This window comes from Nocardiopsis sp. M1B1 (assembly GCF_052466615.1).
The window spans coordinates 6,565,727-6,578,503 of record NZ_CP196194.1; the positions used below are offsets into that span (position 1 = coordinate 6,565,727).

The 12,777-nt window shown below is 73.7% G+C and carries 11 protein-coding genes; 4 read left to right on the top strand and 7 right to left on the bottom strand.

Features of this window, described 5'->3' with window-relative positions:
- Nucleotides 1–5 precede the first annotated feature (5 nt).
- The 4 genes from eccD to ACSTA4_RS28480 all read right to left on the bottom strand — a co-directional run bounded on the left by eccD (nt 6) and on the right by ACSTA4_RS28480 (nt 3,134).
- Nucleotides 6–1,331 carry a type VII secretion integral membrane protein EccD gene (gene eccD / locus ACSTA4_RS28465; RefSeq protein ID WP_444961758.1) on the bottom strand — a complete coding sequence of 442 codons (1,326 nt, stop codon included), beginning with the start codon at nt 1,329–1,331 and terminating at the stop codon, nt 6–8.
- A 124-nt stretch (nt 1,332–1,455) separates the two neighbouring features.
- Complete coding sequence (locus tag ACSTA4_RS28470; protein ID WP_444961759.1) at nt 1,456–2,433, bottom strand: TNT domain-containing protein; 978 nt, start codon at nt 2,431–2,433, stop codon at nt 1,456–1,458.
- 47 nt (nt 2,434–2,480) lie between these two features.
- A complete protein-coding gene (locus ACSTA4_RS28475) occupies nt 2,481–2,777 on the bottom strand; it encodes a pore-forming ESAT-6 family protein (RefSeq protein WP_013155612.1) in 297 nt (98 codons plus the stop codon).
- A 27-nt stretch (nt 2,778–2,804) separates the two neighbouring features.
- Nucleotides 2,805–3,134 carry a hypothetical protein gene (locus ACSTA4_RS28480; RefSeq protein ID WP_444961760.1) on the bottom strand — a complete coding sequence of 110 codons (330 nt, stop codon included), beginning with the start codon at nt 3,132–3,134 and terminating at the stop codon, nt 2,805–2,807.
- Between the two features lie 542 nt (nt 3,135–3,676).
- Between ACSTA4_RS28480 and ACSTA4_RS28485 the strand changes: the two genes are divergently transcribed.
- The 4 genes from ACSTA4_RS28485 to ACSTA4_RS28500 all read left to right on the top strand — a co-directional run bounded on the left by ACSTA4_RS28485 (nt 3,677) and on the right by ACSTA4_RS28500 (nt 10,995).
- Nucleotides 3,677–5,110 carry a DUF6177 family protein gene (locus ACSTA4_RS28485; RefSeq protein WP_444961761.1) on the top strand — a complete coding sequence of 478 codons (1,434 nt, stop codon included), beginning with the start codon at nt 3,677–3,679 and terminating at the stop codon, nt 5,108–5,110.
- A 150-nt stretch (nt 5,111–5,260) separates the two neighbouring features.
- Nucleotides 5,261–9,256: a type VII secretion protein EccCa gene (gene eccCa, locus ACSTA4_RS28490; protein WP_444961762.1), complete on the top strand. Its 3,996-nt coding sequence runs from the start codon at nt 5,261–5,263 to the stop codon at nt 9,254–9,256.
- A 192-nt stretch (nt 9,257–9,448) separates the two neighbouring features.
- Nucleotides 9,449–10,225: an RDD family protein gene (locus tag ACSTA4_RS28495; protein WP_444961763.1), complete on the top strand. Its 777-nt coding sequence runs from the start codon at nt 9,449–9,451 to the stop codon at nt 10,223–10,225.
- Between the two features lie 173 nt (nt 10,226–10,398).
- Nucleotides 10,399–10,995 carry a hypothetical protein gene (locus ACSTA4_RS28500; RefSeq protein ID WP_174547778.1) on the top strand — a complete coding sequence of 199 codons (597 nt, stop codon included), beginning with the start codon at nt 10,399–10,401 and terminating at the stop codon, nt 10,993–10,995.
- A 29-nt stretch (nt 10,996–11,024) separates the two neighbouring features.
- On the opposite strand, the gene ACSTA4_RS28505 is transcribed toward ACSTA4_RS28500, so the two are convergent.
- The 3 genes from ACSTA4_RS28505 to cutA all read right to left on the bottom strand — a co-directional run bounded on the left by ACSTA4_RS28505 (nt 11,025) and on the right by cutA (nt 12,759).
- On the bottom strand, nt 11,025–11,681 hold the full coding sequence (locus ACSTA4_RS28505; protein ID WP_444961764.1) for a GNAT family N-acetyltransferase: 657 nt from the start codon (nt 11,679–11,681) through the stop codon (nt 11,025–11,027).
- 146 nt (nt 11,682–11,827) lie between these two features.
- On the bottom strand, nt 11,828–12,421 hold the full coding sequence (locus ACSTA4_RS28510; protein ID WP_444961765.1) for a hypothetical protein: 594 nt from the start codon (nt 12,419–12,421) through the stop codon (nt 11,828–11,830).
- Nucleotides 12,418–12,759: a divalent-cation tolerance protein CutA gene (cutA, locus tag ACSTA4_RS28515; protein WP_444961766.1), complete on the bottom strand. Its 342-nt coding sequence runs from the start codon at nt 12,757–12,759 to the stop codon at nt 12,418–12,420. The genes ACSTA4_RS28510 and cutA overlap by 4 nt, the downstream gene beginning before the upstream one ends.
- Between the last annotated feature and the right edge of the window lie 18 nt (nt 12,760–12,777).

Consider the following 12,777-nt stretch of genomic DNA (forward strand, 5'->3'; position numbering starts at 1 on the left):
CCCGCTCAGAAGGTCGTGAGGAGGCGCTGGAAGGTGCCGAACGCGCCGATCGCCAGGGGCACCAGCACGACGACGGCCACCGCCTCGAACCTGCTGGTGACTCCGCGCAGCCGGGCCCGCACGTGCTCGGGCTGCTCGATCGACAGCACCACCGCGGGAACGGCCGCCACCGCGACCGCGATCCCCAGCGCGGGCCACACCCCCCAGGGCACGGCCTCGGCCCAGGCGAGGAGGAAGGCCACCAGCACCACGAGGCTCGCGGCGATGAGCACCGACTTCTGCGCGACCAGCGGGAACAGCCGGGCCCGGCTGGCCACCACCAGGGCGAGCACCACCGACAGCCCCGCCGTCCACCAGTCGAAGTGGGTGGCCAGGCCGATCCCCGCCGTGGCCGCGGACACCGCCACCGCGATCGTGGCGATCACCAGGCTCCGGTGGGCCCCCGCCACCGAGGTGAGCACGTCGCTCCGGGTCACCGCGTCCCCGGAGCTGCGCCGGTCGTCCAGGACCGCCAGTCCGGAGAACATCAACGCCAGGCGGAGCAGCAGGCTCAGCAGCACCACGCAGGCCACCGCCATGACGACGGCGATCTGGTAGGCGGGCAGACCCAGCGCCGCGCCCACCGACCACACGGCCGCCAGGGCGAGTCCGACACCGCCGCCGGTCAGACCGCCCCTGCCCAGGCCCGACGTGAGCCCGAGCAGCAGGATCAGGCCCGCGACCAGGGCGGCACCGCCGCCCCAGCGGGCCCACTCGGGCCAGCCGAGCTGGTCGCAGGCCAGCCACAGGGCCAGTCCGCCGACCGCGGCGCCGCTGATCGCCAGCGCCGTGCCCAGGGGTTCCCGCCAGGTCGGGCCGATCGAAGCGCCCGCCGCCACCAGCACGGCGGCGACCGCGGCCAGTCCGACGAGGCCGCCGCTGCCGGAGAAGTGCCCCTGCGCGATCCAGGCCGCGCCCACGGCGAGGGCGACCAGTGAGACGGTGGCGGTCCAGCGGGCCGCCACCGGGTTCCAGCGCCCCTGGTGGTCGTCCAGGGCCATCGAGACCGCCTCGGGGACCTCGTGCACCACCGGGGCGGGCACCGGTTCCTCCGCCCGGACCAGCCGCAGCACCGCGCCGTCGGTGATCTGCCGTTCCGCGAGCGTGGTGTCGCCCTCCAGGACGATCCCGGAGGCGGTCACCAGGTGCCGCAGTCTGGCGGGGTTCTCCACCTGGTCGCCGAGGAGGTCGAGCACCTCGGGCATGAGCGCGCCCACGGGCTCGCCCGCGGGCAGGACGGCGTCGACCCTGCGCTCCTCGCCGACGAGGGTCACGCGGCTCCAAGCGGTCATTGCCTTCCCATCCTCGCTCCTGCGTCACCGGTGGCCCTGGCCACCGCTCTCGGGTCCGGGGGTACGGGTCCCGGGGTTCGGTCGTGCCCTCCAGCCGGACGGCGGGGGGCTTGCGGCGCGGCGCCTAGCCGGGCACGTCGCTGACGGCGATGCGCTCCAGGTAGCCGTTGCCGATGAGCCAGCGGATCGTCGGAACGGCGGGTACCTCGGTGAACCCGGCCGTGTCGAGGGTGAAGCGGACGCCGCCGCCGGGGTGCTCCACGCTCGCGGGGGCGCTGGTCGCGCTCACCTGGAAGGGGTGGATGACCCGGTAGCGGTGGTAGAGGTCCTCGCCGTCGGGGCCGGTGCGGGCGTGGTCGGGCAGACCGCGCTCCCCGAAGGAGGTGCCGTCGGGGAACAGGTGGCGGCCGCTCTCCTGACCGAAGGCGTCCACGACGTCGCCGACCGCGAGCCCGTGCAGGTAGGAGCCGCCGCTGCGCTCCCGCAGACTCTCGCGCACCGTGGTGACCAGTTCCGCCGTGGCCTCGTCGGTCCGCCGCTCCTCGGCCTGGGTGAGGACGGTCGGCTCGGGCTCGGTGGTGGCCAGTTCCTGGTAGAGCCAGCGGGCCGCCTCGTCCTCGGTGGTGAACTCGGGTCCGGTGCGGCCCTGGTCGAAGTCCATGACGGCGGCGGACAGGTAGCCCTCCGCGTCCTGGCTGAGCAGGTAGTAACTGTCGAGGGTCCCGGGCTCGGGGCGGGGGTCGCCCGGGAGCACGTACAGGCTCTCGGGGACCCCGGCGGCGTCCAGTTCCTCACGCAGGTCGTCGAGCGTGACCTGCGCGCCGACCCAGTCGCCCGGAATGGGCGGGACGGCGTTGTTGGCCGGTCCCGACGCCTGCTGCTCCTGCTCCACCCGTTGGGTGCTGAGCTGGTTGCTGACGAAGGACCAGCCGACGGTGCCGCCGCAGATGACCGCGGCGAGGCAGGCGCTGATCGCCACCTTGCCGAAGTTCTCGTCCAGGCGGCGCCTGGTGCGCTGGCCGCCGAAGAGCACCGCCTCGCGCAGGCGCTGTCGGCGCACGGCGACGGACTCCAGCAGCTGACTGTCGTAGTCGCGTGCCAACCGTGCTCCTCACTGCCTCTCGTGCGCGTTCCGTGCCCCGGGCGCGGTCAGATGTTCATGACCGCGCTGTTGGCGCGGCTGAGGGTCTCCTGGGCGGTGGAGTCGTTGGTGGACAGCGTCTCGCGCACGAGCCGGATGATCTCGCGGACCTCGTTACCGGCGTTGTGCCACTTGAGCTCCTTGGCGCTGTACTCCTCGGACACGCCGGTGGCCTCGAACTCGGCCATGGCCTGGCTGACGTCGGTGTCGTGCTCGCCGATCAGGGTCTCAAGGCGGTTGGTGATCGACTGGATGTTGCCCTGGACCTCCTGGGAGGCACCGAGGTCGTAGGCGTTGTTGCTCATGGACGCTCCTTACGGGGGGTCAGGGGGTCAGCGGAACTTGGCGGCGTCGAAGTTGGCCGAGCCCATGCTCTGGTTCGCGTCGTCGGCCATGGTCTGGTCACCGGTGACGAACGCGGTGTTCATGCCGCTCTGGCCCTCCTGGATGGAGCCGAGGCCCGCGCGCAGGTCCGCGGTGATGGCGTCGGCCCTGAGCTTGAAGGAGTCGAACGCGGCCTTGCCCGCGCCGTCGAACTTGCCGGACAGGGGCTCGGCGGCCTGGACGAGTTGCTGGATGAGGCTGCTCAGCTCGTCACCGGTGGTGCCGGTGCTCTGGGACAGGGTGGTCAGGGTGCTGTCGCCGATCTGCCAACGTGACAACTTTTCACCTGCTTTCCTCGGGGGTCCTCGCGAGGCTGTTCGCCTCCCGTGAGGGAGGACGCACGCGGAGTGCCCGTGGTTCGGAAGAAGATCCGCGACCGGGCAACGGACTGGATCCCCTCATAGGGGAGGAACTGCATCATACAAGTGGCCTCTGACGTAGGCCCAGGGACGATCCGCGCCTGTGGACGACGGCCGGTGAACGGCGCGGACCCCTCCGGCGGACCGGCCGGGCCCGCTCGCGCACCGGGTCCTCCGGGACGGGCGCCCCGGACGCGGCCGCCCCCCTTCCCGCCGTCTGCGCGTGGCCGTATCCGGCCAATCCGAACGCGGTCCCGGCACCGGCCGAAGCCCCCGCACCGGTACCCGGCCGCGGCTCCGAACGGGGTCGCGGGGCCTGGTGCCCGCCCCCGCGAGGTGTGCGCGGCCCCGTCCCGCACGGCACCGCCACGGGGAACAGGGACCCGGGAGCGAACCCCGCGGGCGCGCCCGGGATCCCACCCTCCCGGTACCGTCCTCCCCCGGAGTGTTGAGGAGATCCCTTGAGCCACGACGCGGTCGCCCTCCTGGCCAGCCCTCCCGACCGGCGCGCCCTGACCAAGGCCCTGGTCGCCGCCGGACCCGACCTCCGGGTGCGGTTCGCAGCCGACGGCGCCGTGGTCGAACTGCTCGACTCCGGGGGACGCCTGGTCGCCGCCATGCAGGCGGCCCAGCGCCTGGCCCTGTCCGCCGAGGCCGAACGGCTCCTGGCCGACGGCGTGGTCGACGACCTGCCCGCCCAGCCCTACTGGGTGGAGGCGCGCGGCGCCGAACTCGCGGACACCGACACCGCCGGGGCCGTCGGCCGGTTCGTCCGCCACCTCGCGGACCGGCTCGGCGGAGTCGTGTGGGAGCCCGAGCCGCGGCTCTCCCGCGGCGACGCCTTCCTGGACGGCTCCACCGACCACCCCGCCGTCACCGCCCGCACCGACAAAGCCGTGGTGGTGGTGCAGGACCGCCCCCTGGTCCCCATGTCCCCCTGGATCGTGGACACCGTCGCCGCCCACGGGCGCGAGGGCCGGCGGCTCCAGGTCGTCACCCCCTCCACCAGCCGACTCACCCACGCCCTGCACTCGGTACTGACCGGCCCCACCGCCCGCTGGGTGGTCCAGGCCCCCGACGGCGCCTACTACGACGGGTTCTCCGGGGTGCCCCTGGTCTGGGACGAACGGGAGGCCTTCGTCCTGGACCGGAGCGCCCGGGCCGAGGACGGGCCGCACGAGGCGTTCCGCGCCCGGGCGGCGGAGGCGGAGGAGACCGGCTCCCACCTGCTCGTCGAACTGAAGGCGGAGCACCCCGCAGACAACGGCCTGGTCCTGGGCGAGGCCGCCGAACTGCTCGCCGAGCGTCTGGGCGGCCGCGCCCCCGCGCTCTGGGGCACCAGCGAACCCCTCCCCCAGGAGTGGAACCGGGCGGCGCTGACCCGGCTGTGCCGCGAACGCGCGCCCGGACAGACCTGGTTCGTGTTCACCGGCCCTCCCGAGGGCGTGCGCGAAGAGGGCGTGCTCCCCTTCAGCGGCACCCAGCGGGTGGCGCGCACCGCGCACGGGGTACGGGAGAGCGTCTCGTTCGCGGTGGCCAGGCCCGCGGGCGAGGAGCACGACCTGGACGCCCTGTCGTCGGTGGTCCGTACACTCACCGAACGCGACGTGCTGCGGACCATGACGGTGCGGCGCGCCGCCGGGCGGCCGGACCTGACCCACGCCCCGCGCTGGTGCGGCCTCCCCCTGCCGGTCGGCCTGGCCGTCGGAGTGGAGGGCGTCTCCTCGATCGGCACCGACCGGGCGCTGTCCGCTCCGGTGCGCGGGGTGCCGTTCGGTCCGCCGCTCACGCCCTCGGTCTGGTACCGGGTCGGGGACGGCACCGAGCCGGACGGCTGGCAGCGCTTCCGCGAGCTCATGGACCACCTGCACCCCGACGGCGCCCGCGCGGGCTGACCCGCGGACCCGGCCGTGCGCGCGGCCGGGCACACACGGGGGCCGTCCACAGGCGAAAAGCCCCTCCGACACCGTCTTCGATAGGATTTTTCCGCCCCCCGCGCAGCCCCGCGCCCTCGTCTCCCCGCCCCTGCGCCGAGAGGAAAGCCGATGAGCCTTCGCGTCGTGCACCGGCCGACACGAACCGTGCATCCCACTCCGGTGCAGGAACCGCACGAGGTGGAGGCCCCGCCGACCCTGCCCGACGGCAACGCCCAGGGCAACCCGTTGATGACCATCCTGCCGATGGTCGGCATGCTGGCGTCGATGACCATCATGATGGTCATGCGCAACCCGGCCTTCATCGCGCTGGGCGGCGTCCTCCTCGTGGTCGCCCTCCTCGCCGCCGTGGTCATGCTCTTCTCCCGGCGCGGCCAGGTCGCCCGGCAGCGCCGCAACCAGCGCGAGCTGTACCTGCAGTACCTGGAGGAACTGCGCGAGGAGCTCACCGCCTGGGAGCAGGGCACCCGCGCCCACGCCCGGCTGCTCGACCCGCCGCCCGAGGCCCTGTACGACGTCATCCGCGACCCCACCCGGCTCTGGGAGCGCCGCCGCAGGCACCGCGACTTCCTGCGGGTGCGGGTGGGCACCGGCCTGACCGGGGGCCGCCCCCTCCGGCTCGCCGAACAGGGCACCGCCCTCATGCCCACCGACCCGTTCATGCTCTCCGAGGCACAGGCCGCCATCCGGCGGTTCGCCTCGGTCCCCGAGATGCCGCTGACCCTGCCCCTGGACATGGCCGGGAACGTCAGCGTGATCGGCGAGCGCGAGGACGTGATGCGCGTGGTGCGCGCCCTCGCCGCCCAGTTCGGCGCCTTCCACGCCCCCGAGGACGCCGGATTGGCGGTGTCCTACCCCGCGGACAGGACCGAGGACTGGTCCTGGCTGCCGTGGCTGCCCCAGGTCCTGGACCCGCAGCGCCGCGAGGGCGGTGCCGCCGTCCGCCTGATCGCCCCCGACCCGGTCAAGCTGGGCGGCCTGCTCGCGGACGAGCTGCGCTCGCGCACCGACTTCGCCTCCGAGGTCCGCCGGGGCATGGGCAAGCGCGAGGCGTACCGGATGCTGCGCAGGCTCCTGGTCGTCCACGACACCCACGGCGACGTGGCCGCCGAGCTGGTCCGGCCCGACCACGCCGTGGACCCCGTCGACCTGGGCGTCACCGTGCTGCACCTGGTGTCCCGCCAGATCGACGAGCCCGGCGACGTGAACGTGCGCGTCACGGTCACCGGCGACCGGGTCCGCGTCGAGGAACTGCGCGGCGCCGACCCCGTGGTCACCACCGGCACCGTGGACGACGTCTCCGACGCCACCCTCACCGGTCTGGCCCGCATGCTGGCCCCGCTGCGCCTGTCCCCGGAGTCGGTCGAGGAGACGGCCCAGGAGGGCGGCAGCGTCGACTTCCCCGCGATGATGGGCGTCCATGACCCCGGTTCCATGGACGTGCCGCGCCTGTGGGCACCGCGCAGCGAGCGGGCGTTCCTGCGTGTGCCCATCGGCGTGGACGACATGGGCCAGCCCGTGGTGCTGGACCTCAAGGAGTCCGCGCAGCTGGGCATGGGGCCGCACGGCCTGTGCGTGGGCGCCACCGGTTCGGGCAAGAGCGAGATGCTGCGCACCCTCGTGCTGGCGCTGGCCGCCTCTCACCCGCCCGAGCGGGTGAGCATGGTCCTGGTCGACTACAAGGGCGGCGCCACGTTCGCCCCGTTCGAGGACATGCCGCACGTGGCCGGGGTGATCACCAACCTGGAGGACGACGCCGCGCTGATCGAGCGCGTGTACGCGAGCCTGTCCGGCGAGGTGCAGCGCCGTCAGCAGGTGCTGCGCGACGCCGGGAACGTGTCCAACATCGGCGACTACACCTACAAGCGCGAGCACGACCCCAGCCTGCCGCCGCTGCCGCACCTGCTGGTGATCATCGACGAGTTCGGCGAGCTGCTCACCGCGCGCCCCGACTTCATCGAGCTGTTCCTGTCCATCGGCCGCATCGGGCGCAGCATCGGCGTGCACCTGCTGCTGTCCAGCCAGCGCATCGAGGGCGGCAAGCTGCGCGGACTGGACACCTACCTGTCCTACCGGCTGGGCCTGCGCACCTTCTCCGAGGAGGAGAGCCGCACGGTCCTCAACACCCCCGACGCCTTCCACCTGCCCTCCCTGCCCGGGTTCGGCTACCTGAAGGTGGACACCAGCGTCTACCAGCGCTTCAAGGCGGGATACGTCTCCGGCGCCTACCGCGGCCCGGTGGCGGAGGAGGAGCCCGCCGAGGGCGCCCCGTCGGTGCGCCGCTACACCGCCTACAACGCCGACGCCGCGCCGGTGGAGGCCGCCTCCGGGCCTTCCGGCGAGGACGTGCCCATGCCCTCCCGCACGGTGGGCCCGACCCTGCTGGACGTGATGGTCGGCCAGTTCGGCAGGCACGGCGAACGGACCCGGGAGATCTGGCTGCCGCCCCTGCCGTCCGCGACCACGCTGGACGCGGTGGCGGGCGAGCCGGAGGAGAGCGACCGCGGGCTGCGGCTGCCCGGCGAGCACGAGGCGATGCGCGTGCCGCTCGGCCTGCTGGACGACGCCACCAAGCAGTGGCAGGGCGTGTGGAAGCTCGACCTGACCGCGTCCGGCGGCCACGCCGCGATCATCGGCGGCCCGCAGAGCGGCAAGACCACCCTGCTGCGCACGCTGGTGCTGTCACTGGCGCTCACGCACACCCCCGCCCAGGCGTCCGTGTACTGCCTGGACCTCATGGGCGGCGGCATGCAGACCCTGGCGGCGCTGCCGCACGTGGGCGGCGTGGCGGTGCGCACCGACGCCGAGCGGGTGCGCCGCACGGTGGAGGAGGTCCAGGGCATGCTCGAACACCGCCAGACGGTGTTCCGCGAGCGCGGGATCGACTCGGTCGCCCAGCTGCGCCGGATGCACGCGCGCGGCGAGGTCCCCGAGCTGGCCAGCGCCGACGTGGTGTTCGTCGTGGACGGCTTCGGCGCGCTGCGCAAGGACTTCGAGGACATCGACCCGATCGTGACCGAGCTGCTCCAGCGCGGCGGCGGGTTCGGCGTTCACGTGGTGGCCGGGATGCTGCGCTGGAACGACGTGCGCATCGCCGCCCAGTCCAACTTCGGGCAGAAGGTGGAGCTGCACCTCAACGACGCGTCGGACTCCACGATCGACCGCAAGCTCTCCGAGACGATCAGCGCCAGGACCCCGGGCCGGGTGCTCACCGACGCCGAGCTGTTCGGCCAGGCGGCGCTGCCCCGGTTCGACGGGGTGGCCGACGACGACAACCTGGGCGAGGTCGTGGAGAAGGCCGTGCGCGCGGTGGACCGGGCCTGGCGGGGCACGCGTGCGCCCCAGGTGCGGATCCTGCCGCACCGGCTGTCCGCCCGGACCCTGCCCACGGCGGAGTCCGAGCCCAAGGCGGTGCCGATCGGCGTGGACGAGCGCGCCCTGGAACCGGTGCTGCTCGACCTGTTCGAGCGGGACCAGAACCTGCTCGTCATGGGCGACGGGGAGTGCGGCAAGACCAACCTGCTGCGGTTGGTCGCCGAGGGCCTCGTGGCGCGCTACTCCTCCGACGAGGTGGTCTTCGCGGTGATGGACCCGCGCCGGACCCTGCGGGGCGTGGTGCCCGAGGAGTACATGGGCGGGTACGCGAGCAACCCCCGCGTGTGCGCGGGGCTGGCGGGCGGCGTGGCCAAGGAGGTCGAGGGCCGCCTTCCTGAGGACGGGGACGTGGACTCCCTGGAACCGGGCTCGTTCAAGGGCCCGCGCATCGTGGTGCTCGCCGACGACTACGACGTGCTCACCACGGCGGGACAGAAGCCGCTCGCGCCGTTCGTCCCGTTCGTGCCCAACGGCCGCGACATCGGCCTGCACTTCGTGGTGGCGCGCCGGGTGGCCGGTGCGGGACGCGGGATGTACGACCCGCTGGTGCAGGCCATGCGCGAGATCGGCACGAGCGCCCTGGTGATGTCCGGCGACCGGAGCGAGGGCCAGATCCTGCCCCGGGTCTACGCCGCCAGCCAACCCCCCGGACGCGGCAAGTGGGTGACCCGCGGCGGTTCGTCGCGGCTGGTGCAGACCGCCCTGCGCGAGCCGCACGAGGAGCGGCCGTGACGGCACCGGCCGCTGTCGGGGGACGGGAGTAGAGTGCGGGTGCGCTTCGGGGAACCGCGGACAGCCGGTGTTCGCCCGAACCGCGCCCGTGTCCACGGCATCGGACGGAACACGCGCCACGGCCCCTCCGCTCCGCGGCGCCCCGACACCATCACCCACCGAAAGCACCTGACGACGTTCGGCAGGAGAGCCATGCAGCCCCCGCATCAGCCCGCCGGTGGACAGCCGGAGCACGGTTCCCCGTACGCGGGGTACAACGTCCAGCCCGCCTACCAGGCCCCCTACGCCCCGCCCGGTGGGCAGGCGCCCGCCCACCCCGCGCCGTCCGGGTACCAGGTCCCGCCCGCGCCCGCGTATGCGGCGCCTCCGCAGCCCTCCATGTACCCCACGCACCACCAGACCCCTTACGCGCACGGGCATCAGGGCTACTACCCGCCGCCGCAGAACTGGCTTCCGCCGGCCCTCACCGACCCCGGACACTGGAACCCGGACAACCCCGAGGTCGGCCGCGCCGAGATGGGGGTGCGCTTCGTGGCCAGGATGGTCGACACGTTCGTCGTCGGCTGCGTCTGGTACGCGATGATGGTGCTGGGAGTCATCGTCAGCGTGATCATCGGCGGCGGCGAGATGGACGGCGGCGGCCCCGGCGAGATCGCCTTCATGGTGACCACCGTCTTCAACTTCTTCCTGCTGTCCATCGTGCTGGAGGCTCTCCAGGTCCGCCTGTGGGGACGGTCGGTCGGCAAGATCCTGCTGGGCCTGTGGGTGGTGCGTTCAGACGGCAGCGGAAGGGTCAAGCTCGGTCGCGCGTTCGTGCGTGCACTGCTCTACTCGCCGGGCATGAACCCGGTCAACTGGGTCCTGCCCTGGTCGATCACCAACGTCCTGTGGCCCCTGCGTGACAAGAGGACCCGCAAGTGCCTCCACGACAAGGCGGCGGGCACGGTGGTCGTCCAGGTCCGCCGGTAGGTTCCGTCCGGGCCGCACGCTCACGTGAGGGCTGGGGCCGGAGCAGGACCGGGCCGCGGTGTACCCCGCCGCACGAACGCGCTGCGTGGTGCTGCGGCTCCGGGAAGGAGCAGCGGGACGCACGGCCCGAAAACACCCTTGGGCCCGGACTCGCCCGCTGGTACCTTCGCTCGATGACGCGGTTCGTGGGATCCCTCATCGGCGCGGGTTTCGGCCTCGCCTTCGTCCTGGCCAACTCCGGGCCGCCGCTCGACCCCACCCTCGCCTTCGTGCTGCGGGTGTTCGCGGTCGCGGCGTTCGTCGGGGTGGTCGTGCTGGCGGTGGTCACGGGCCGCGGGTCCGGTCCCGCCGCGGAGTCCGAGCCCGGCCCCGAGGGGCCGCGGATGCGGTTCGACGCCTTCTACGGCGTGGTCGTGCTGCTGGAGGCGGTCCTGCTCTTCGGCGGCATCCAGGTGCTGCGCGCCCTGGACGCGCCCGTGCAGGCCAACGTCGCCTGGATCGCCCTCGCCGTCGGTCTGCACTTCCTCCCGCTGGCCCGGCACTGGCGTACCCGCTCGCTCCTGGCCGTCGCCGTCTACATGTCGGTGCTCGGCGCCGCGGGACTGGCGATGGCCCTCACCGGGCACCCCGGCTGGGTGCCCCTCGTCAGCGGCGTGGTCACCGGGCTGGGCATGCTGACCGGCCTCCTGGTCGGCCTGCTGGTCCCCCTCGTGACCGCGCGCGGGTCCGGCCCGGCCGCCGCCGACACCACGCCGACCCCCTCGCCGTAGACGCGGGGCCGACGTCCCCGCGCCCGGTGCTAGGCCTCGGACCCGTCCAGCCCGAAGAACGGCAGGCACGGCTCCAGCCCCGCCACGGTGACCGGGACGGTGCGGTGCGCCGCCCAGTCCGACCTGGTCAGCCGGTAGTGGTTCTTCACCACCCGTTCTCCCCTGACCTCGATCAGGTCGAACCCGTTCCCGCGGTACCCCAGGTGTTCGCAGACCCGCTCCGAGGCGGTGTTGCCCTCGAACACCGACGACACCGCGGCCACGGCGCCCAGCCCCTCGAAGGCCAGGTGCAGCACGGCGGCGCGCATCTCGGTGCCGATCCCCCTGCCCTGGTGGGCCCTTCCCAGCCACGATCCGGTGCCCACCTGGCGCGTGACCGCGAAGTCGCGCGCCCGCATGTCCTGGATGCCCACCACGGCGCCCTCGTGGACCACGACGAGGTTGAGGCCCCAGTCCCGCGGCTTCCACGAGGCGAGGACCCCGAGGTTGTGCTGCACCACCCCGAGGGCGAGCTCGTCCGGCGGCTGGTCGGTCCAGGGTTCGGTGAAGGGCATCGTGTCCGGGTCGTGGATGCCCCCGACCGCGACCTCGGCCAGTCGCCCGAGGTCGTCGAAGGACGGGAGCCGCAGTTCGAGGCGTGGTGTGGTCAGCCGCAGGCCCAGGGGCGGGAAGTGGTCGGTGATCATGCGCCGATTCTCCGGAGCCCGACCAGCGGTGTCATCCGGTTTTCCGGCCGCCCCGGCTCCGCGGTCCGGAACCGCGCACCCTGATCACGGCACCGCCGGGGAGCACCGACCGGCCTGGGAGCCTCGGCACCGGCCCGGGCGGCGCCTCAGGAGCCGCCGCGCAACTCCACCAGCAGCGCGGCCAGGGCCTCGGACGCCTCCTCCGGGGCCGCCTCGCGCACGCTCCAGCCGCGCAGACGCGCCAGGCGGGCCGCATGGCGCAGGCCCGGGTCGGTGAGCAGGTAGCCGCACGGCGCGTCCGGCCAGTCGGAGACCATCGGCAGCGGCTCGGTGCGGTAGCCGGCGGGCTCGCCGGGAGGGACCGCCGTGTCCGGGGCCGCGTCCTCGGGGCTCTGCGTCCTCGCGACGTCCGCGCGGGTGGGGCTGCCCGGCTGGGGCAGGAACGCGTCCACCAGCACGTAGCCGAACACCGGCCGGTGCGCCGCCCGCTGGGCCGCGCCCACGGCGCCCAGCAGCGGTCCGGCACCGCCCTCGGCCACGAGCGCGGTCGGCGCGTCCGGCGCGACCAGGCGGTTGACCTCCAGGCTGGCGCGGGCGACGTAGCGGGCCGCGTGCGGCGGGTGCTCGTCGCCGCCCACCTCGGGGCGGACGGCGGTGATGCCGTACCCGGCCAACCGGTCGGCCAGGCCGGGCAGCCGCGTGGGTTCACCGAGGGTCGGGGGGAGCAGGACGGCGATCACGCGGAGGTGCCTCGCCGGGTCTCGTCGCGCACCCACTCCAGGTAGGCGGGGTTGCCTCCGGTGACGGGCACGGCGACGACCTCGGGAACGTCGTAGGGGTGGACCTCGCCGAGGTACGCGGTGAGCTCGTCCAGCCGGTCGGCGGCGGTCTTGACCACCACCGTCCACTCCTCGTCGGCCCGGACCCGGCCCTCCCAGCGGTAGAAGCTGGTGATGGGCCCGCTCACCTGCGCGCAGGCCGCCAGCCGGTGCTCGACCACCGACCGCGCCAGCCGTTCGGCGCCGTCCCTGCTGTCGACGGTGGTCTCCACCCGGACCGTGTCCCCGGACTGCGGCATGGCCGTCCCTCCCACCGG